Below are 20,752 nucleotides of genomic sequence, written 5' to 3' on the forward strand. Positions count from 1 at the left end.
TTTATTAAAAAATAGTATGCACGCATACTATTTTTACGATTAATTTTTGTAATTTCGTAGCCATCATAAACTTTATAATTTATAAATAATGAAAATATTAGTTTGTATAAGTAATGTACCCGATACTACTTCAAAAATTAATTTTGTAGATAATGATACGCATTTCGACACAAATGGCGTTCAATTTGTTATTAATCCAAATGACGAATATGGTTTAACTCGTGCCGTATGGTTTAAAGAAAAACAAGGCGCCTCTATTACAGTAGTAACAGTTGGCGAAGCTGATGTAGAAGCAACTCTAAGAAAAGCTTTAGCTATAGGTGCTGACGAAGCCATTCGTGTAAATGCTAAACCAACAGATGGCTTTTTTGTAGCGAAACAATTAACTGAAATAGTAAAAGAAGGTAATTTTGACCTAGTTATTGCTGGAACAGAATCGTTAGATTACAATGGCGGTATGGTTCCAGGAATGTTAGCTGGCTTATTAGGATACAACTTTGTAAATTCGTGTATTGGACTAGAAATTAATGGAAATGATGCAACTGCAATTCGCGAAATAGACGGCGGAAAAGAAACTTTAACAGCAACATTGCCTTTAGTAATTGCTGGAAAAAAAGGTTTAGTAGAAGAAAAAGATTTACGCATACCTAATATGCGAGGTATTATGATGGCGCGTTCTAAAGCATTAACTGTTAAAGAACCAACTGCTGACGCTGCTGCAACAAACTCAGTAAAATTTGAAAAACCAGCACCAAAATCGGCTTGTAAAATGATTAGTCCTGACAACATTGATGAATTAGTCGATTTATTACACAACGAAGCGAAAGTTATTTAATTATAATTTCGACTTTTTTAATCTTTCAATTTTTTAAATCTCAAAATCATGTCAATACTAATATATGCTGAATCAGCAGAAGGAAAATTAAAAAAAGTAGCTTTCGAAGCTGCTAGTTATGCAAAAAAAATTGCCGATTCTTTAGGCACAACTGTAACAGCAGTTGCAATAAACACAAACAATGCTGCCGAATTAGGTAATTATGGTGTAAACAAAGTTTTGAAAGTTACTAACGATAAATTAGTAAACTTTAATGCAAAAGCTTATGCCGATATTATGAAACAAGCAGCCGAAAAAGAAACTGCAAAAATAATTGTAATTCCATCTACTACCGATGGTAATTATTTAGCACCACTTGTAGCTGTAAACGTAAATGCTGGCTTTGCTTCAAATGTAGTAGCACTACCTGTAAGTACTAGTCCATTTCAAGTAAAACGTACTGCTTTTTCTAACAAAGCATTTAATATTACCGAAATTAATACTGATATAAAAGTAATAGGCTTAGCAAAAAATTCATTTGGTTTAACTGAAAACCCAACAACTACTTCAGAAGAAGATTTTACACCTAGTTTAAACGATGCCGATTTTGCAGTAAAAGTAACTCAAGTTGATAAAGCTACAGGAAAAGTAGCTATTGCTGATGCTGAAATAGTAGTATCGGCCGGTAGAGGATTAAAAGGACCCGAAAACTGGGGAATGGTTGAGGAATTAGCTTCAGTATTAGGTGCCGCAACCGCTTGTTCAAAACCCGTATCGGATATGGATTGGCGTCCGCATAGCGAACACGTAGGACAAACAGGTAAGCCTGTAGCAGCAAATCTATATATTGCTATAGGAATTTCTGGAGCTATACAACATATTGCCGGAATTAACGCTTCAAAAGTAAAAGTAGTCATTAATACCGACCCAGAAGCGCCATTTTTTAAAGTAGCCGATTATGGTATTGTAGGCGACGCCTTTGAAGTAGTACCTAAATTAATTGAAAAACTAAAAGCTTTTAAAACAAATAATGCGTAATTTTTAATTATTCATTATTAAAATAAATTGAAAATAAGAGTTATCTTTGTTTAGATGGCTCTTTTTTTTATTTTTGACACTTTGTTTCTATTAAAAGCTATCTTAAAAGAATTAAACGTATGAGTTTAGTAAAACTTACTATAAAAGGAATTTCCTATAGCCAAACCCAAAATGGTGCTTATGCACTTATTCTTAATGAAGTAGATGGCGAACGAAACTTACCTATTGTTATTGGAGCATTTGAAGCACAATCTATAGCCATTGCTCTCGAAAAAGAAATTAAACCTCCACGCCCACTTACACACGATTTATTTAAAAATTTTGCCGATAGATTTGATATTGTTGTAAAACAAGTTATTATTCACAAATTAGTAGATGGTGTTTTCTTTTCAAGTATTATTTGTGAACGCGATAAAATAGAAGAAATAATAGACGCTAGAACTTCAGATGCTATTGCTTTAGCTATCAGGTTTGAAGCGCCAATTTTTACCTATAAAAACATTTTAGACAAAGCCGGAATTTACTTAAAAATAAATCCTACCGAAGAAACTACTACAAACGAAAACACAGACGACGTATTAAGCACACCCGAAGTGTTTAAAAGCGAAACAACCAGCAATACCAAAGAAGATTACCAACAATTTTCTTTACAAGAACTATACAATAAGTTAGAACAAGCCGTTCAAAATGAAGACTACGAAAAAGCGGCTAAAATTAGAGACGAAATCTCAAAAAAAGAATCTTAATCTTTTTTAATTATGATGAAAAAAGCAATCAATTTAGTGCTGCTTTTTGCCTTTACCTTTTTGGCAAATGCACAAGAATTAGAAAAAAAATGGCAACTTACCGCTTCTAACTCCGATTATTTAGAATTAAGCGAAGAAGGAACATATCAATTACAAATAACTAATGATAGTTTACACCAAAAAGGCGACTATTTGGTGCAAGACAAATATTTATTTCTCTTCGAAAACGGTTCCGATTCTCCCACTAAACGATTTGTTATTGAAACCAAAACCGATTCTACCTTAACCCTAAAAAAAGGCAACAAAGCTTATTCTTTTTTCGCTTCTAATAAAATAAAACCCACAACCGCTACAACCGCTACATTGGTACCAAACCAAGGTCTATCAACAAGTAGTGTTTTTCGTGGTATTTTAGGAATGATTAGTTTAATTATAATTGCTTTTTTATTTAGCGCAAACCGAAAAGCCATAAACTGGAAAACAGTAGCCATTGGTCTTACGGCACAGTTGCTATTAGCAATAGGCGTATTAAAAGTATCTTTTATAAAAAAAGCATTCGAATTTGTAGGAAATATTTTTGTGCTAATTTTAGATTTTACTAAAGCTGGTAGCGAATTTCTCTTAGGAGGAATGATGAATGTAGAAAGTTTTGGTTTTATATTTTTATTTCAAGTTTTACCTACTATTATTTTCTTTTCAGCATTAACTTCCTTGTTATTTTATCTTGGAATAATTCAACTAGTAGTTAAAGGAATGGCAATGGGTCTAAGCAAATTGTTAAATATTTCGGGTGCCGAAAGTTTATCGGTTGCGGGTAATATTTTCCTTGGACAAACCGAAGCGCCACTTATGATTAAAGCCTATCTTGAAAAGATGAACAAAAGTGAAATTCTACTTGTAATGGTAGGTGGAATGGCTACCGTAGCCGGCGGTGTATTAGCGGCATATATTAGCTTTTTAGGCGGAAACGACCCTGTACTACGATTAGAATTTGCAAAACATTTATTAGCGGCTTCTGTAATGGCTGCACCAGGTGCTATTGTAGTTTCTAAAATTTTATACCCACAAACCGAAAAAATTAATACCGATGTGGAAGTTTCGCAAGACAAAATTGGTTCAAACGTACTCGATGCTATAGCTACAGGAACAACCGAAGGCTTAAAATTAGCAGCTAACGTAGCAGCAATGCTTTTAGTTTTTATCGCTTTTATTGCTATGATTAATCATATATTAAGTACAATTGGCGGTTGGACAGGAATAAATAGTTTTTTAGCAAACAATGACGCCATTCCTTATAAAGAATTTACTTTAGAAACTATTTTAGGAACTATTTTTTCGCCTTTAATGTGGCTAATTGGTGTAGCAAAAGAAGATATGATGCTAATGGGGCAATTGCTTGGAATTAAACTAGCCGCTTCAGAATTTGTAGGCTATGTACAACTTGCCGAATTAAAAAATGCTGCGAACAATATTCATTTTACTTATGAAAAATCGGTAATTATGGCAACTTATATGCTTTGTGGTTTTGCTAATTTTGCTTCTATTGGCATTCAAATTGGAGGCATTGGTTCACTTGCTCCAAACCAACGTAAAACCTTATCAGAATTTGGCTTAAAAGCAGTTATTGGTGGTAGTTTAGCTTCACTGTTATCGGCTACAATTGCGGGGATGATTATTGGATAGTTATGAGTTATGAATTTTGAATTTTGAGTTATAAGCAATTAGCAAATGAAGGAATTTTAAATAGATATAAACTAACTTGAAACCTAATACTCCCGACATTCGACTTTCGACTTTTAACTTTCAACTTTAAAAACATGAAACAATACCACGACTTAGTAAAACACGTTTTAGAAAACGGAAACCAAAAAGGCGATAGAACAGGAACGGGAACTATTAGTGTTTTTGGCTACCAAATGCGTTTCGATTTAAGCGAAGGTTTTCCTATGGTTACTACAAAAAAACTACACTTAAAATCGATTATACATGAATTGTTGTGGTTTTTAAAGGGCGAAACAAATATTGCCTATTTACAAGAAAACGGCGTTAAAATTTGGGACGATTGGGCCGATGAAAATGGCGATTTAGGTCCGGTTTATGGGCACCAATGGCGCAATTGGAATAGCGAAGAAATTGACCAAATTACCGAATTAATTGAAACATTAAAAACTAATCCAAATAGTAGAAGAATGTTAGTTTCTGCTTGGAATCCATCGGTTTTACCTGACACTTCTGTTTCATTTGCAGAAAATGTAGCGAATGGAAAAGCGGCACTTCCGCCTTGTCATGCTTTTTTTCAGTTTTATGTTGCCCATGGAAAATTGAGCTGTCAATTGTACCAACGTAGTGCCGATATTTTCTTAGGTGTTCCTTTTAATATTGCTTCGTATGCGCTATTAACAATGATGATAGCACAAGTTTGTAATTTACAAGTGGGCGATTTTGTTCACACTTTTGGTGATGCGCATATTTATAACAATCATATTGAACAATTAAAATTGCAACTTTCTAGAGAATGTCGCCCATTGCCAACAATGAAATTAAACCCAGACGTAAAAAATATTTTTGATTTCACTTTTGACGATTTCACTTTAGAAGGTTATGATCCGCATCCTCATATTAAAGGACAAGTTTCTGTTTAAACCGAATTTTATGAAAAAAATAATTTTAGTATTTCTTTTATTTACAATTAATAATACTTTTTGTCAGGAAAAAGGAACAACACTTGATACAAATGAAGAAATTCCTGTGGCTTTTATTGACCAAATTCCGCTATTTCCAAACTGTGAAGATATAGATAAAACAAAGCAAACTACTTGTTTTCAAAAAAAACTCGACCAACATGTTGCTATAAACTTTAATACTCCAAAAAAATTAAAAAAAGGTTATAAAGCCAGATTAATTGTATATTTTATTATTGACCAAAACGGTAATGTAGATGAAATTGAAGTTACTGGAGGAAATTCTGCCTTAAGAAAAGAAGCTGTTAGGGTTTTTAAAAAATTACCGCAATTAACTCCAGGCTTGCAAAGAAAAAAACCTGTTAGATGTAAGTTTACTTATCCAATATCAATAAAAATAACGTAATATTGAATTAAACTGTAATCTCCACCACATACCCTTCATAACTACGCACATTAAAAACAGTATTATCTTCAAAAATAAGGTATTGCCCTTTTATACCTATTAACTTTCCAGTAAATGTTGGCGTTTTATCTAAATTCAAGCTTTTCACTTTTTTAGGATAGTGTAAAACTGGATATTCTAAATTAATTACTTGGGGTTCATTCACAAAATAAGGTTTTGCTTCTGCTGGTAAAACCGATTCAATTTTTAAGCGTTCGGCTAATAAATCGGCATGGGAAACTTCATTTTTTAGCATTTTTTGCCAACTTGTTTTATCTGTAAAATAATCTTTTAAAGCTACTTCGGTTATTCCTGCCAAATAACGATTAGGCACCTCAACAATAGTAACCGCTTGTATTGCGCCTTGATCTATCCAGCGGGTTGGCACTTGCGTTTTTCGAGTAACCCCTACTTTTACTTCGCTAGAAAGTGCTAAATATGTAATATGCGGTTGCAATTGCACTTTTTTTTCGTACGCTAAATCTCTATCTTCAATTTCGAGATGTGCCGTGCTCAACTCGGGTTTCATAATCCAATCGCCAACTGCCGCACTACTTATAAAACAATCGTAACAAAATCCTTGTCTGAATATTTTTTTAGGTTGCCCACAATTTAAACATTGGTAACCTTTAAATTCAATAGAAATTTTGGTATTTAAAAGCTGATTAAAATGTATAAAATTATCATTAAACACTAAATAATACTGAATAGGATTAGCCTGTTCTGTTTGCATTTTTTGAAGTGTAGCCGTATAAGTCATTTTGAATTTTGTAAGATTTCGTTTTAAAAATAAAAAAAAATAGTATTTTTGGTAAAGTTATCATTCTTGTTACGATAATCATAATTTCGATTTAAAAAATGCCATTAACCATAATAAATTCGATAGCTTCTTGGTTTTTAAAAAAACGAATTCATCAAATTGAATTGTTTTTAAAATATCCGCACGAAGTGCAAAATGAGCTATTATTGAATTTATTAAAACAAGCCGAAAATACGGAAATTGGCAAAAAATACGATTTTTCGAGTATAAAAAATTATGATACATTTGCGCAACGAATTCCTATTTTTACCTATGAAGAGTTTGAACCGTTAATTGAAAAAACACGAAAAGGAAACCAAAATGTTTTTTGGAACTCTTCTATAAAATGGTTTGCAAAATCTAGCGGTACAACAAATGCAAAAAGCAAGTTTATACCTGTAAGTAACGAAGCTTTAGAAAATTGCCATTACAAAGCCAGTAAAGATTTACTTTGCCTCTATTTGAACAACAACGAAAACTCGCAACTTTTTGTAGGGAAAAGTTTACGGCTTGGAGGCAGCAAACAGCTTTACGAAAACAACAACACTTTTTTTGGCGATTTATCGGCTATATTAATCGAAAATATGCCACTGTGGGCAGAGTTTAGTTCTACACCAAGTAATAAAGTATCGCTTATGGGCGATTGGGAAACCAAATTGCCTGCCATAATAAACGAAACCATACAAGAAAATGTAACCAGTTTAGCGGGTGTTCCAAGCTGGATGATGGTTTTGCTTAACAACATTTTAGAAACAACGGGTAAAAATAATTTACTCGAAATTTGGCCAAATGCTGAAGTTTATTTTCACGGCGGCGTAAGTTTTGAACCCTATCGTGAACAATACAAAAAATTATTTCCAAAAGATAATTTTTGCTATTACGAAATTTACAATGCTTCGGAAGGCTTTTTTGCCATTCAAGACCAAAACAATTCTAACGAATTATTATTAATGCTTGATTATGGCATTTTTTACGAATTTATTCCAATGGAAAATTTTGGTTCTGCTAATCAAAAAATTGTTCCATTAAACGAAGTAGAAATCAATAAAAACTACGCTGTTATGATTACTACTAATTCGGGATTGTGGCGCTATTTAATAGGTGATACTATTCGGTTTACATCTATAAATCCGTATCGAATTGTAGTAAGCGGACGAACAAAACACCATATAAACGTTTTTGGCGAAGAATTAATGGTTGAAAACACCGATAAAGCTTTAGCAAAAACCTGTAGCGAGTTAGCCTGCGAAGTATTAGAATATACTGTTGCGCCTATTTTTATGGAGGGAAAACAAAAAGGAGCACACGAATGGGTAATCGAATTTAAAACCTTTCCGCATTGTACGGCTTCTTTTTCGGCATTGCTCGATAAAAATTTACAAGCTATAAATTCTGATTATGAAGCCAAACGTTATAATAATATGACATTAAATCCGTTAAAAATTAATGTAGCTCGAACCAATTTGTTTTACGATTGGTTAAAAGAAAATGGAAAATTAGGCGGACAAAATAAAATTCCGCGCTTGTCTAACGACCGTTTATATTTAGAACAGCTTTTAAAAATGCAAACACTTCAAGTATGAAAAAGATAATAATAATTGCTCTAATTTTTAGTTTTGGTTTTACTTCTTGTGGCCCAAGACGATACAAATGCGGACCGTATAGAAAATGCGAAATTAAAGAAACACCTACGAAACAAAACGCTGTTCAAAAACGTACTATTTATACTTCTGAAACATAAAAAAGCTATCTTAAAATTTTAAGATAGCTTTTTTACTCGTATTCTTTTTACAAATTATACTTTAAACTTAAAATTAAATAACGAGGCTGTACAATGTAGCTCGAAAAACTACTGGTTCCACCAAGTTGATTAAAGCTGTTAGTATTTAATGCTTTTGTATTTAATAAATTGGTTCCCGCTAGTTTCCATTCCCATTTGCTATCTTTCTTTTGGTACAATAAAGATGCCGATAAGAAATCGTATTCGGTATCGATTGTTTTAGCTTTGTTTTGATTATGATAAAAACTATACTCCGAAACAAATGAAAACGCATCTAAAAAGTAGTATTCTAATTCTATTGATGGATTATCGGTATAAAAAATATCGCTAGAATTATCGTTTATAGTATAAGCATATTTTAAACTAAGATTAGGCAATTCTTTAAAATTTGTCGAAAAACTTATGTTGTAGCTTTGCGTAAACGATTTAGTTGTTTGAATTTCATCTCCTGTATTGTAAACACGAATGTTGTTAAATTTACTCCAGTTCAAATTTAATCCGCCAGATGCCTTGTAATAACGGGCAAACGAACGGCCATAATTACCCATTGCGGTAAAGGTTTCGTCTGCAAAATCGGAATTAATATTAACCGCTGTTGAAACTTGATTAATACCTGTTAAAAAAGCTCTATTTTTTATAGCCTCTACTTGTTTTGTGTAGTTTAATGCTGCAAAAATGTTTTCAAAATTAAACATACTATATTTAAAATAACGCAAGCTATGCGATTGTGCCAAAGCATTTTCTAAATAACGATTTCCTGCAAACAAACTACTATAATTAGAAAAAACATAGCCTTGTGCAAGTTTTACGATATCGGTAAAATTATTAGTTATGGCAAAATCGTAGGTTAAACTTTCCGATTTTTTAAGTTGCCATTTGGCATAAAAATCGGGTAAAAATCTATTAAAATTTTGTGTGTTTTCGGTTGCCAATTGCTCATCTTTTGTAGCATAATTATGTACACTAAAACCTGGATTAAGAGTAAATTTTCCTAATAAAATTTTATAATGCAAACCTAAAAAGGTATCGTTAAACGAATAATTTACATCGTTATTTGCTTCGGCAGAATTAATATCGTTTTTAGTTCCGTTATTTAATATTTGAAAAATATGCGAATTAAAATTTTGCTGCGAATACGTGTTTCCTAAAGTTACATTAATATTACTTTTTGGGGTAACCATATAGTAATAATCGAATTTTGCATCTAATTTATTTGTTTTTACAAATTTTTCCTGAGTAATATCGTCTCGTTGCCCTGCTGCACTTACATAATCGGGTTGTAAAATAGGTGCGAAAGGCAACGTTTGAAGATTGGCATTGTAAAACGGATCTTCTTCTTGGTACAAATGTTGGGTTTCAAAAGCAAAAACATTTTTATCGTTTAACGTATAATAATAGTTTAGGTTTTGATTGATACTAAAAGGTTGTTGATTTTTATTGGTAAAAATAGAACCCGCTTCCGATGAATTAACTATTTGATTTTCCTTTTGATTGGAAAACTTAGTAAACACATCATAATCGAAATGTACTTTTGCAGATGGTATATAACTAGAGCTTAATTTAAAAATACCTAGGTTACTGTGCTGCTCTGAAACATCGCTACGGATTTCTTTTGTATTTGTAGAGGCGCCTTTGGGTAAATCGTTTACCGAATTCGTTACTACATTGGTTTTATTTCCTAAGAAAATACCAAAACCACTTAACGTCCATGCTTTTGATGGATTATAACTAAAGTTAGCTGCGCCAAATTTTGTATCGATATTTTCTGCTTGGTTGTTTCGTAGTCCTAAAATTCCCAAATCGTTCGATGAAATATTAAATGACGAACCACCTTTTCGCATCATATTTCGAAATCCGCCTGTAAATTTAAAATAATCGCGCATTGTAAGCGGTAATTCGCCTATGTTGTTTAAATTACCTATTACGTTTATGCTGTATTTAGGATTGTAGTAAAACAATTTAGGATTAACAATAAAGCGATCTTCTTTATGACCCGCGCCTACTCCAGCAGTAATATCGCCAAACCAGAAATTCTTTTTTCCTTCCTTTAGTTTAATGTTTAACGCAATATTATCGTCGTTGTTTTCTAATCCTTTTAAATTGGAAACTTCGTTATAATTGCGTAAAACCTGAATTTTATCTAAAGCATCGGCTGGAATATTTTTTGTAGCAATTTTAGAATCGCCATCGAAAAAATCTTTTCCTTCTACCATTACTTTTTGAACGGTTTTACCTTCTACTTGAATTTCGCCATCTTTATTAACTTCAACTCCGGGCAATTTTTTAAGTACGTCTTCTAATTTACGTTCGGTTCCGTTAGTAAAAGAATCGGCGTTGTACACAATAGTATCGCCTTTTATGGTAACAGGCATTTCATAAACTAGTTCTAAATCGTCTAAAGTTACGCCTTGTTTTAATTTAACATTATAGGTTGTTGTTTCGGTTGTTGTGGTAACTTCGCCTTCAAACGTGTCGAAACCCATATAACTAGCTTTTATAGTATAAGTAGCATTTGCCTTTAAGGTTAAATAATAAGCACCTTTATCGTTTGTAATGGCATAGGCATCCATATTTTTGGTTTGCTTATTAACTGCCATTATGTTTGCCATTTCTAGAGCATTTCCTATCGAATCGGTAACTTTACCTTCTATTCGTACATTTTGAGAAATGGCACTTAAAGAAAGTGCCATTGTAATACTAAAAATTAATTTTTTCATATTATATATTAATGAGGTCCTCTGCCTCTATTACCACCTCTACTTTGCCACATTTCACGCATTTCATCCATTTTTTTCTTTAAAATTTCATTGTACTCTTTTTGCGTTACTTCTTTCCCTTTTGTTGGTGCTTTAATTTCTACTTTATCTTTAGTGTTTAATACAATTTTAGAGCACAATATAGTAGTTTTATCATCGCTAACTTCAAGAATTAAACCTGGCAAACCCCAATAATCATCTGGTCCTTGGTTAATAGGTATTTCAGGAGAATACCAAGCTGTAATTACTTTTTCTTTTGGCATTTCTAACTGATCCATTAAATTTGTGTTTGTTTTTGTAGAATCTTTTTTGGTTTCGTTTTCTCTGTTTCTTCTAAAACGAAAGTTTCTAAAATCTGAAGAATCAATAGCAATTGTTGCTGTAGCTTTAAAACAAGTATAATTACCTATTTTTTTGGTTTCCGAGCTCATTTCCCACTTATAAACAGGTAACGAATCTATAATTAAAAATTCTTTACCAAACATTTCTTTATCTACACTATATTGTTTTTCTTTTACGTTTTTATAATACGTGCCGCCGCCGCCCATCATACTTGCCATCATTCTACCGCCACCGCCTTGCCCTGGTGCTTCTAATTTTTCTTCTTCTTTATATACCGATGCCGTTCTGTTAAAATGCAATACAAACGTTTTTTCAAACATTTTTCGCATACGTTCTTCAAATGTTTTTCGCATTTCGGGCGTAATTTCACGACTTTGAGGTATGTTCTTCATCATTTCTTCGGTACTCGTTTTTGACTCGTAAACTGCCATACCTTGAAAATCTTGAGCCATTAACATTGACCCTACTAAAAAAGATAAAATACACAGTGCTTTTTTCATATTATATTTTTTATAAATAGACTTACTTTTTGTTATTTTGTTACAAATTTTAATAAATAAAGATAAAACATACTTATATTAGATTACTATTTTTATGAAAGGTTTAACGAATTAAATGAAAAAAGTACCTACTCTATTATTTTTTTGCTTTTTGTGCGCTACTGCTGTTGTTGCACAATACAATAGTGAAACCATTTCGTTTAAAGCCGATTCGCTTTTAGCAAAAGATAATTATGGTTATTTTTATTTTTTAAAAAACAATTCGCTACTAAAAACCAATTTTGTTACACCGCAAGAATATCAAAATACGGTTTTAGGAAAACCTACTGCTTTAGACGTGCAAAATCCGCTTCAATTAGTTGTGTTCTATAAAAAATTTAACACTGTGGTATTGTTAGACAATCAACTAAATGAAACGGTAACTATTAATGGAAATTTATACAATTTAGTTTTTGAAACTGTTGGGTTAGCACGACAAAACAATATTTGGTTTTACGATTCGGTTTCGCAAAAGTTTGGCTTGTTTAACTTTAAAGAAAATACTGTTAATTTTATTTCTACTAGTTATGTTACAAGTTTTAAAACTTCGTTTTGTAACTATAATAATTTTTATTGGATTACTACTGATTATGTAATGTTTACCCTTTCTTTTTACGGGAAAATATCTATGGTAAAACAAATACCTTCTTTTGAAGCAGCTTGTTTTGTATCGGAAAAAAAATATGTTCTAAAAAGCAATGAAAATATTACGTATTATAATGAAGGAACCGTTATAAATTTAAATTTGTTAGTAAATTCATCTTCTAATTTTTGTTTTAACAACAGTATTTTATCTATTTTTACAGACAATTCTGTTACTAACTATAAAATAAATTTACCCTAATGCATATTGCAGTTGCTGGAAACATTGGTGCTGGAAAAACAACTTTAACACGTTTATTAGCCAAACATTTTAAATGGGAAGCTCATTTTGAAGATGTGGTTGACAATCCTTATTTAGACGATTTTTACACCCAAATGGAACGTTGGAGTTTTAATCTTCAAATCTACTTTTTAAACAGTCGTTTTCGTCAAGTTTTACAAATTCGCGAAACAGGCAAAACAACAATTCAAGATAGAACCATTTACGAAGACGCCCATATTTTTGCTCCCAATTTGCACACCATGGGATTAATGACTAATCGCGATTTTAACAACTACAAATCGCTTTTTGAATTGATGGAAAATTTAGTAGGCGCTCCCGATTTGTTAATTTATTTAAGAAGTTCTATTCCTAATTTAGTTAGCCAAATACACAAACGTGGTCGCGATTACGAAAACAGTATTTCTATTGATTATCTAAGTCGATTAAACGAACGTTACGAAGCGTGGATTCAAACGTACGATAAAGGAAAACTAGTTATTATAGACGTTGACAATATAAATTTTGTAGATAATCCAGAAGATTTAGGCGAAATCATTAATAAAATTGATGCCGAAATAAACGGTTTATTCTAGTATTATGCTTATTTTAATTGCCGCCGCCGCCGAAAACAACGCTTTAGGGAAAAACAACAATTTGCTATGGCACTTGCCTAACGATTTTAAACACTTTAAAGCACTAACATCTGGACACTACATTATAATGGGTAGAAAAACGTTTGAGAGTTTTCCAAAACCCTTACCAAACAGAACACATATTATTATTACCAGACAAAAAAATTATACGGTTCCTAATGATTGCATTGTGGTAAATTCACTTGAAAAAGCAATTGAAATTTGCCCAAAAAATGAAGATATTTATATCATTGGCGGTGGCGAAATTTACAAACAGGCTATTGATTTAGCCGATAAAGTTGAACTTACTCGAGTTCACACTGAAATTGATGCGGACACCTTTTTTCCAGAAATTAATACCCCAAAATGGAAACTCGTACGAGAAGCATATCATCCTAAAGACGAAAAACATCAATACGATTTTAGTTTTTTAACCTATTTAAAAAAGTAACGGTAAAACACTGAAAATTAAATTATACTTGGTATTTTTGCAATCCAAAAAAAGAAAAATGTCTAAAAATATTACGCCATATAAAGATTCTAATTTAGGAAAAAAAGAGCAAGTGGCTCAAATGTTTAATACTATTTCTGGAAATTACGACGATTTAAATCGTGTTATTTCTTTTGGTATAGATGTAAAATGGCGTAAAAAAGTAGTGCAATTAGTAAACGAAACTAAACCCGAAAAAGTTTTAGACATTGCAACAGGAACTGGCGATTTAGCAATTTTAATGACGCAAACTTCGGCAACAGAAATTATTGGGTTAGATATTTCGGAAGGAATGCTCGAAGTAGGACGAAAAAAAATAAAAACCAAAAATCTTGATGGTAAAATTGAAATGGTTTTGGGCGACAGCGAGCACATTCCTTTTCCCGATAATTATTTCGACGCTATTACCGTTGCTTTTGGCGTTCGTAATTTTGAAACACTCGAAAAAGGATTAGCCGAAATTTTGAGAGTTTTAAAACCAAACGGACGATTTGTTATTCTAGAAACATCGGTTCCTACAAAATTTCCATACAAACAAGGCTATAGTTTTTATACCAAATTTATTTTACCTACTATTGGAAAATTATTTTCTAAAGACAAAGTTGCCTATAAATATTTATCGGATTCTGCAAATGAATTTCCTTTTGGCGAAGCGTTAAACAATATTTTGCGAAAAATTGGGTTTATAGAAGTAACCGACTTACCCCAAACATTTGGAGTAGCCTCTATTTATTACGCTTCAAAAAAATAGTATGAAAAAAATAATATTTTTATTAATATCGACTTCTACATTTGCCCAATTTGGAATATTTGGTAAAGACCCAATTATTAATAAAGAAAACTTCGATAAACAACGAGTTCATTGGGGATATTATTTAGGCGCAAGCGTACTCGATTTTAAAGTAGATTATTTAGGTTTAAAACAAGAAGAAATTAATGTTGAAAGCACAACAGGTTTTAACGTAGGGTTAATTTCTAATCTTCGTATTACCGAGCATTTAGATTTACGCTTTGAACCTGGTTTATACATTACACAACGCAATCTTACGTTTCCAAACATAATTGAACAAAAAGATCGTTTGCGCGAGGTTAAATCTACCTATATTTATTTTCCGCTATTAGCTAAATTTTCGGCAACGCGAACAGGTAATATTAAACCCTATTTAATTGGCGGTTATGCTACTGCGCTAAACTTAAGTAGTAACGAAACCGCACCTGTTGACAATTATGAAGGGCGATTTAGAATGACAAAATGGAATAATTTTATTGAAATTGGTTTTGGAATCGATTTGTATTTTGAATATTTTAAATTTTCGCCTTCCATTCGTGGCGTATTTGGTTTAAACGACGAACTTATACGCGACAACAACCCTAGTAGTCCATGGACTAGCGATGTACAGCAAATGAAGACACGAGGTATCTTTATTAACTTTGCATTTCATTAATTTCAATTTCGCTTAAACTCGCTTAATATAATAGCTGTTGCCGTTGCAACATTTAAACTTTCGGTTTGTTGTAGTTTTCCAAAACGTGGAATTGCAATTTTTGTCGTAATTAGCGCTTCAATTTCTTTAGAAATACCATTAGCTTCATTACCCATAACAATAATACCCTTTTTAGGCAATTTCTCTTGGTAAATATTTTTACCTTCCATAAAAGTTCCAAAAACAGGCAGTTTCGTGTTTTTTAAGTAATCTTCTAAATTAGTGTAGCAAACATTTACCCTGCTTATAGAACCCATTGTAGCTTGTATTACTTTTGGGTTATAAACATCTACGGTTTCTTCCGAACAAACCAAAGTTTCAATACCAAACCAATCGCATAATCTAATGATTGTTCCTAAATTACCCGGATCGCGCACATTATCTAACGCTAAAATTAATCCGTTTTGTAAGGGTAGTGTAGCATTTGGTATCTTAAAAACTGCCAAACAATTATTTGGCGTTGCTAAAGCGGTTATTTTTTTTAGCTCTATCTCGGAAATAATAGTTGCAGTAACGCTTGTGGCAAAGTTTTGTGGGCTTGTACTAAAAAGTGCTACGAGTTCAACATTAGTCTGTAGCAGTTCTGCTATTACTTTTTTACCTTCGGCAACAAACATTTGATGCTGTTTTCGGTATTTTTTTTGATGTAAACTATTTATAAGTTTAATTTGGCTTTTACTAACCATAAAAAAATGTATTTTTGAAAAACTTTAGCGTACTACTTTGAAAAACTTTTTGTCAAAAATACTATTATTATTTGTAACTGGAACACTTATGTATTCGTGTTCTACTACTAAAAAAGTGCCTATTGGCAAGAGTTTATTAGTTAAAAATGAAATTATTGAGAATGATACTGTTATAAACGACGAAATTGTTGCCTCGTTATTGTATCAAAAACCAAATAGCGGTATTGGCAAATTTCCTATTGGGTTGTATATGTACAATTGGGCAAAAGATAATCCAGATTCTTTGTATTACAATTGGTTAAACCGAAAACCAAATCGCAGGGAAAATTTGGCGAAAATTATTTCTAACAAACAAGTAGATCGATTAAGCCAATCGTTTTTAGTATCGGGCCTTAGTAATTTTTTAAAAAAAACAGGGCAAGCACCAGTTATAATTGATTCAAAAAAAGTAGAACGATCTGTAAACCGATTAAAAAGTTATTATACCAATAGAGGTTATTTTGATGTTTCGGTTAAAGCCCAAATAGACTCTATTGCTGCAAAAAAAGGAAAAGTAACTTATGCTATTGCTACTGGAAAAGCTTATACTATTGATACATTAGAACATCAAATTGAAACTCCAGAATTAGATTCAATATATAAACAAATTCAAGATAAATCGCTATTAAAAAGAAACGCTATTTACGATGTAGATAATTTAAGTGCCGAACGAGAACGAATTACAAAATATTTTAGAAACAATGGTGTGTATCATTTTCAAGTAAATAATATTAGTTACGAAGTTATAGACACCGCAAACCCGTACAAAAACTATAAATTAAACGTAATAACTAATATTGAAAACCGATATATTAAAAACAACCGAAACTTAGACACTATTACGCGCGAACCTTTTAAAATTTTTAAAATTAGTGGTGTAAATATTTTTACCGATAGAACTTCAAAAAACAAAACACTATCTATAGACAGTACTACTTACAATAATTATAATATTTATAGCAATGGTAAACTAAACTACAAACCCAAAGCTTTAACTAATGCTATATTTATAGAAAAAAACGATTTATTTAGCGATGATAAAAAAGCACTAACCGCTAGAGCTTTATCAAATTTACGCATATTTAATCCGCCGACTATTGAATATGTAGAAGACACCATAGCCAATAAAAATGGCTTAATTGCTAACATTTATTTAGTACCTAGAAAAAAATTTAGTTGGGTTCCTTCTTTCGATATTATTACTTCAAACATTCAAGAATTTGGCATAACAGGAAGTATGGCTGTTTCGTTTAGAAATTTATTTAAAGGAGCCGAAATATTAGAAATATCGGGGCGTGGTAACATTGGCTCATCGCAAGACTTAGCAAATCCTAATAATTTATTTTTTAATATTTCAGAATACGGAGGCGATGCTAAACTTACCTTTCCTCGAATATTTTTTCCAATTAATACGCAATCGTTTATTAAAAAAGAAATGTTTCCGACTACGCAGTTTAATTTGGGTTTTTACAACCAGCAAAATATTGGCTTAGACAAGCAAAGTTTATCTGGCGGATTAAATTATAATTGGACAACCAACAGCTCGCGCAATAATTATAAATTTGAATTAATTGCTGTTAATTATGTTCAAAACTTAAATGTTAGCAATTATTTTAACGTATATAAAAATTCGTATAACACTTTAAATAGTATTGCACAAAATTACAATACAGACCCTAATCTTGTAAACGAAAATGGAAATTTAACGCAAGAAGGTGCTTTAGCTTTTATGCAAAATGTACTTACAGGACAAACTAGTTTAACACCTCAAAACGAAGATTATAAAGCTACTTTAAGCATTTCGGAACGATACAATCGTTTAACCGAAGACAACTTAATTGTTTCCTCTAGCTTTCAATTTAGTCGTTCTACAAGCAGGGGCATAAAAGATAAAAATTATTATAATTTTAGAGCAAAACTAGAATCGGCAGGAAATTTATTATCGCTTTTAAGTAAAAACAACACGGCAAGTTCTAACAATACAAAAAAAGTTTTTGGATTAGACTTTTCACAATACATAAAAGGCGAAGTAGAATTTGTTAAACTATGGGAAGTAAATTCGAAAAGCAGTATAGCTTTTCGATCTTTCGGAGGCTTAGCCGTTCCTTATGGAAACGGAACTTCAATACCTTTTTCTAGAAGTTATTTTGCTGGAGGTTCAAACGATAACAGAGGTTGGCAAGCCTATAGTTTAGGCCCAGGAAGTAGCAAAAGTATTTTCGATTTTAACGAAGCCAATATGAAGATTGCGCTAAATGCCGAATACCGTTTTAATTTTTTTGGCGCACTCGATGGAGCTCTTTTTACCGATGCGGGGAACATTTGGAATATTTTCGACAATGTTGAAAATAACGATTTAACCTTTAACGGTTTTTCTTCGCTTCAAGACTTAGCCGTAGGTTCTGGTTTAGGTTTTCGATACGATTTTTCATATTTTCTTTTCCGTTTAGATTTTGGCTATAAAACCTACAACCCAGCGCGTGAAAGAGGAAACCGATGGCTAAAAGATGTTAATTTCGGTAAAACTGTTTTAAATTTTGGTATAAACTACCCGTTCTAATTTTTTAAATTACTATTTTTGTTTTTCAATAAATATTTTTCAAAATGAGTCATAACATAAAACCAGGAGTTGCTACTGGCAATCAAGTTCAAGAAATTTTTAATTATGCTAAAGAAAAAGGATTTGCACTACCCGCTGTAAACGTTGTAGGTTCAAGTACTTTAAATGGTGTTATGGAAACAGCTGCAAAACTAAATGCACCAGTTATTATTCAATTTTCTAATGGTGGCGCTGCTTTTAACGCAGGAAAAGGATTAGCTAACGATAACCAACAAGCAGCAATTTTAGGTGCTATTGCCGGAGCTAAACATGTACATACACTAGCAGAAGCCTACGGGGCAACAGTAATTCTTCATACCGACCATTGCGCTAAAAAATTATTGCCTTGGATAGACGGTTTATTAGATGCTTCTGAAAAACACTTTGCCGAAACGGGTAAACCCTTATTTAGCTCGCACATGATAGATTTGTCGGAAGAACCTATTGAAGAAAATTTAGAAATTTCTAAAAAATATTTAGAAAGAATGAGCAAAATGGGTATGACACTGGAAATTGAATTAGGTATTACTGGAGGCGAAGAAGACGGAGTAGATAATTCTGATGTTGATAGCTCAAAATTATATACACAACCCGAAGAAGTAGCCTATGCTTATGAAGAGTTAATGAAAATTAGCCCTCGATTTACTATAGCAGCCGCTTTCGGAAATGTACACGGTGTTTACAAACCCGGAAACGTAAAGCTAACCCCAAAAATTTTGAAAAATTCGCAAGAATATATTCAAAAAAACTACAATACCGCTAGCAATCCTATCGATTTTGTATTTCACGGCGGCTCGGGTTCTACATTAGAAGAAATTCGTGAAGCAATCTCCTATGGTGTAATAAAAATGAATATTGACACCGATTTACAATTTGCATTTACCGAAGGAATACGCGATTATATGGTAGATAATGTAGCTTATTTACGCACACAAATAGGCAACCCAGACGGTGCAGATAATCCAAATAAAAAGTTTTACGACCCGCGTGTTTGGGTTAGAAAAGGTGAAATAACTTTTAACGAACGATTAGCGCAAGCATTTGCCGATTTAAACAACGTAAACACTTTATAAAATACGAATTACAGAATTTTAATAATTCATAATTCATAATTTGTAATTCATAATTATAAACTATGGCTTGGTTTAAAAGAAAAGAAAAAGGAATAACAACTCCTACTCAAGAAAAAAAAGACGTACCAAAAGGACTTTGGTACAAATCGCCAACTGGTAAAATTATTGATACCGAAGAACTAGCTAAAAACCTTTGGGTTAGCCCAGAAGACGATTTTCATGTTAGAATAGGCAGTAACGAATATTTTCAAATTTTATTTGACGATAATCAATTTAAAGAATTAAACGAAAATATTACCTCTAAAGATCCTTTAAAATTTGAAGACACTAAAAAATACAAAGATCGCTTAAAGGAAGTAACGGCAAAAACAAAACTAAAAGATGCCATACGCACTGCAGTAGGGAAATCGAAAGGTAAAGATTTGGTTGTGGCTTGTATGGATTTTGCTTTTATTGGTGGTTCAATGGGCGCCGTGGTGGGCGAAAAAATTTCTCGTGCTATTGATTATTCTATCAAAAAGAAAATTCCGTTTGTTATGATTTCGAAATCGGGTGGTGCTCGTATGATGGAAGCTGCTTATTCGCTTATGCAATTAGCAAAAACATCGGCAAAATTAGCACAATTAGCAGAAGCTAAAATTCCTTACATTTCGCTTTGTACCGATCCTACAACAGGAGGAACAACCGCTTCGTATGCTATGCTGGGCGATATTAACATAGGCGAGCCTGGTGCTTTAATTGGCTTTGCTGGTCCTCGTGTAGTACGCGATACAACAGGTAAAGATTTACCAGAAGGTTTTCAAACTTCTGAATTTGTTTTAGAACACGGTTTTTTAGATTTTATTGTACACAGAAAAGACTTAAAAAACAAAATTAATTTGTATATTGATTTAATAGAAAATAAAGACATTAGATAGTAAAAAAGCAACCATAAGGTTGCTTTT

The 20,752-nt window shown here is 32.2% G+C and carries 20 protein-coding genes; 16 read left to right on the forward strand and 4 right to left on the reverse strand.

All coding sequences use genetic code 11. The features are described 5' to 3' along the window. Nucleotides 1–88: 88 nt before the first annotated feature. From R2808_RS04980 to R2808_RS05005, 6 genes are all read left to right on the forward strand, one after another. Entirely contained in the window at nt 89–835 is a 747-nt protein-coding gene (locus R2808_RS04980; protein ID WP_371269857.1) for an electron transfer flavoprotein beta subunit/FixA family protein, read from the forward strand. A 48-nt stretch (nt 836–883) separates the two neighbouring features. Then, nucleotides 884–1,852, forward strand: a complete 969-nt coding sequence (locus R2808_RS04985; protein WP_371269858.1) for an electron transfer flavoprotein subunit alpha/FixB family protein — start codon at nt 884–886, stop codon at nt 1,850–1,852. Between the two features lie 119 nt (nt 1,853–1,971). Beyond that, the gene (locus tag R2808_RS04990; protein ID WP_371269859.1) at nt 1,972–2,598 is read left to right on the forward strand and encodes a bifunctional nuclease domain-containing protein; all 627 of its coding nucleotides are present in this window, start codon (nt 1,972–1,974) and stop codon (nt 2,596–2,598) included. 12 nt (nt 2,599–2,610) lie between these two features. Beyond that, a complete protein-coding gene (locus tag R2808_RS04995; RefSeq protein ID WP_371269860.1) occupies nt 2,611–4,281 on the forward strand; it encodes a NupC/NupG family nucleoside CNT transporter in 1,671 nt (556 codons plus the stop codon). Between the two features lie 134 nt (nt 4,282–4,415). Continuing rightward, nucleotides 4,416–5,240: a thymidylate synthase gene (locus tag R2808_RS05000; protein ID WP_371269861.1), complete on the forward strand. Its 825-nt coding sequence runs from the start codon at nt 4,416–4,418 to the stop codon at nt 5,238–5,240. A gap of 10 nt (nt 5,241–5,250) precedes the next feature. Beyond that, entirely contained in the window at nt 5,251–5,685 is a 435-nt protein-coding gene (locus R2808_RS05005; RefSeq protein ID WP_371269862.1) for an energy transducer TonB, read from the forward strand. Between the two features lie 7 nt (nt 5,686–5,692). Here R2808_RS05005 and R2808_RS05010 read toward each other — a convergent pair whose 3' ends face one another. Beyond that, nucleotides 5,693–6,484, reverse strand: coding sequence for a DUF2797 domain-containing protein (locus R2808_RS05010; RefSeq protein ID WP_371269863.1), 792 nt, complete (start codon nt 6,482–6,484; stop codon nt 5,693–5,695). A 98-nt stretch (nt 6,485–6,582) separates the two neighbouring features. On the opposite strand from R2808_RS05010, the gene R2808_RS05015 reads away from it, so the two are divergent. Continuing rightward, nucleotides 6,583–8,106 carry a GH3 auxin-responsive promoter family protein gene (locus tag R2808_RS05015; protein WP_371269864.1) on the forward strand — a complete coding sequence of 508 codons (1,524 nt, stop codon included), beginning with the start codon at nt 6,583–6,585 and terminating at the stop codon, nt 8,104–8,106. Then, entirely contained in the window at nt 8,103–8,264 is a 162-nt protein-coding gene (locus tag R2808_RS05020) for a hypothetical protein (RefSeq protein WP_371269865.1), read from the forward strand. The genes R2808_RS05015 and R2808_RS05020 overlap by 4 nt, the downstream gene beginning before the upstream one ends. Before the next feature lie 47 nt (nt 8,265–8,311). Here R2808_RS05020 and R2808_RS05025 read toward each other — a convergent pair whose 3' ends face one another. Together R2808_RS05025 and R2808_RS05030 are read right to left on the reverse strand one after the other, a co-directional pair. Beyond that, the gene (locus tag R2808_RS05025; RefSeq protein ID WP_371269866.1) at nt 8,312–11,020 is read right to left on the reverse strand and encodes a carboxypeptidase regulatory-like domain-containing protein; all 2,709 of its coding nucleotides are present in this window, start codon (nt 11,018–11,020) and stop codon (nt 8,312–8,314) included. Between the two features lie 8 nt (nt 11,021–11,028). Further along, nucleotides 11,029–11,901: a GLPGLI family protein gene (locus R2808_RS05030; RefSeq protein WP_371269867.1), complete on the reverse strand. Its 873-nt coding sequence runs from the start codon at nt 11,899–11,901 to the stop codon at nt 11,029–11,031. A 115-nt stretch (nt 11,902–12,016) separates the two neighbouring features. Here R2808_RS05030 and R2808_RS05035 point away from each other — a divergent pair, with 115 nt between their 5' ends. From R2808_RS05035 to R2808_RS05055, 5 genes are read left to right on the forward strand one after another with little or no spacing between them, the layout of a single operon-like run. Beyond that, a complete protein-coding gene (locus R2808_RS05035) occupies nt 12,017–12,784 on the forward strand; it encodes a hypothetical protein (RefSeq protein WP_371269868.1) in 768 nt (255 codons plus the stop codon). Further along, a complete protein-coding gene (locus R2808_RS05040) occupies nt 12,784–13,398 on the forward strand; it encodes a deoxynucleoside kinase (protein WP_371269869.1) in 615 nt (204 codons plus the stop codon). Before R2808_RS05035 ends, R2808_RS05040 begins: the two co-directional genes overlap by 1 nt. Before the next feature lie 4 nt (nt 13,399–13,402). Further along, the gene (locus R2808_RS05045; protein WP_371269870.1) at nt 13,403–13,888 is read left to right on the forward strand and encodes a dihydrofolate reductase; all 486 of its coding nucleotides are present in this window, start codon (nt 13,403–13,405) and stop codon (nt 13,886–13,888) included. A 58-nt stretch (nt 13,889–13,946) separates the two neighbouring features. Further along, a complete protein-coding gene (gene ubiE, locus R2808_RS05050) occupies nt 13,947–14,678 on the forward strand; it encodes a bifunctional demethylmenaquinone methyltransferase/2-methoxy-6-polyprenyl-1,4-benzoquinol methylase UbiE (protein WP_371269871.1) in 732 nt (243 codons plus the stop codon). 1 nt (nt 14,679) lies between these two features. Continuing rightward, nucleotides 14,680–15,372, forward strand: a complete 693-nt coding sequence (locus R2808_RS05055; protein ID WP_371269872.1) for a porin family protein — start codon at nt 14,680–14,682, stop codon at nt 15,370–15,372. Nucleotides 15,373–15,374: 2 nt separating this feature from the next. On the opposite strand, the gene R2808_RS05060 is transcribed toward R2808_RS05055, so the two are convergent. Next, nucleotides 15,375–16,097, reverse strand: coding sequence for a TrmH family RNA methyltransferase (locus R2808_RS05060; RefSeq protein ID WP_371269873.1), 723 nt, complete (start codon nt 16,095–16,097; stop codon nt 15,375–15,377). 49 nt (nt 16,098–16,146) lie between these two features. Here R2808_RS05060 and R2808_RS05065 point away from each other — a divergent pair, with 49 nt between their 5' ends. From R2808_RS05065 to accD, 3 genes are all read left to right on the forward strand, one after another. Continuing rightward, nucleotides 16,147–18,696: a BamA/TamA family outer membrane protein gene (locus R2808_RS05065; RefSeq protein ID WP_371269874.1), complete on the forward strand. Its 2,550-nt coding sequence runs from the start codon at nt 16,147–16,149 to the stop codon at nt 18,694–18,696. 44 nt (nt 18,697–18,740) lie between these two features. Then, the gene (gene fbaA / locus R2808_RS05070) at nt 18,741–19,808 is read left to right on the forward strand and encodes a class II fructose-bisphosphate aldolase (protein ID WP_371269875.1); all 1,068 of its coding nucleotides are present in this window, start codon (nt 18,741–18,743) and stop codon (nt 19,806–19,808) included. 62 nt (nt 19,809–19,870) lie between these two features. Further along, nucleotides 19,871–20,725 (forward strand): acetyl-CoA carboxylase, carboxyltransferase subunit beta, encoded by an 855-nt coding sequence (accD, locus tag R2808_RS05075; RefSeq protein ID WP_371269876.1) that lies wholly within the window; start codon nt 19,871–19,873, stop codon nt 20,723–20,725. The last annotated feature ends 27 nt before the right edge of the window (nt 20,726–20,752 follow it).

This window comes from Flavobacterium sp. (assembly GCF_041392005.1).
GTDB lineage: Bacteria > Bacteroidota > Bacteroidia > Flavobacteriales > Flavobacteriaceae > Flavobacterium.

Coding starts and splice junctions, on each gene's coding strand:
- R2808_RS05035 (WP_371269868.1), top strand. CDS start 12,017: ATGAAAAAAGTACCTACTCTATTATTTTTTTGCTTTTTGTGCGCTACT.
- R2808_RS05040 (WP_371269869.1), top strand. CDS start 12,784: ATGCATATTGCAGTTGCTGGAAACATTGGTGCTGGAAAAACAACTTTA.
- R2808_RS04980 (WP_371269857.1), top strand. CDS start 89: ATGAAAATATTAGTTTGTATAAGTAATGTACCCGATACTACTTCAAAA.
- R2808_RS04995 (WP_371269860.1), top strand. CDS start 2,611: ATGATGAAAAAAGCAATCAATTTAGTGCTGCTTTTTGCCTTTACCTTT.
- R2808_RS04990 (WP_371269859.1), top strand. CDS start 1,972: ATGAGTTTAGTAAAACTTACTATAAAAGGAATTTCCTATAGCCAAACC.
- R2808_RS05025 (WP_371269866.1), bottom strand. CDS start 11,020: ATGAAAAAATTAATTTTTAGTATTACAATGGCACTTTCTTTAAGTGCC.
- ubiE (WP_371269871.1), top strand. CDS start 13,947: ATGTCTAAAAATATTACGCCATATAAAGATTCTAATTTAGGAAAAAAA.
- R2808_RS05020 (WP_371269865.1), top strand. CDS start 8,103: ATGAAAAAGATAATAATAATTGCTCTAATTTTTAGTTTTGGTTTTACT.
- R2808_RS05030 (WP_371269867.1), bottom strand. CDS start 11,901: ATGAAAAAAGCACTGTGTATTTTATCTTTTTTAGTAGGGTCAATGTTA.
- R2808_RS05060 (WP_371269873.1), bottom strand. CDS start 16,097: ATGGTTAGTAAAAGCCAAATTAAACTTATAAATAGTTTACATCAAAAA.
- R2808_RS04985 (WP_371269858.1), top strand. CDS start 884: ATGTCAATACTAATATATGCTGAATCAGCAGAAGGAAAATTAAAAAAA.
- accD (WP_371269876.1), top strand. CDS start 19,871: ATGGCTTGGTTTAAAAGAAAAGAAAAAGGAATAACAACTCCTACTCAA.
- fbaA (WP_371269875.1), top strand. CDS start 18,741: ATGAGTCATAACATAAAACCAGGAGTTGCTACTGGCAATCAAGTTCAA.
- R2808_RS05005 (WP_371269862.1), top strand. CDS start 5,251: ATGAAAAAAATAATTTTAGTATTTCTTTTATTTACAATTAATAATACT.
- R2808_RS05015 (WP_371269864.1), top strand. CDS start 6,583: ATGCCATTAACCATAATAAATTCGATAGCTTCTTGGTTTTTAAAAAAA.
- R2808_RS05045 (WP_371269870.1), top strand. CDS start 13,403: ATGCTTATTTTAATTGCCGCCGCCGCCGAAAACAACGCTTTAGGGAAA.
- R2808_RS05000 (WP_371269861.1), top strand. CDS start 4,416: ATGAAACAATACCACGACTTAGTAAAACACGTTTTAGAAAACGGAAAC.
- R2808_RS05010 (WP_371269863.1), bottom strand. CDS start 6,484: ATGACTTATACGGCTACACTTCAAAAAATGCAAACAGAACAGGCTAAT.
- R2808_RS05055 (WP_371269872.1), top strand. CDS start 14,680: ATGAAAAAAATAATATTTTTATTAATATCGACTTCTACATTTGCCCAA.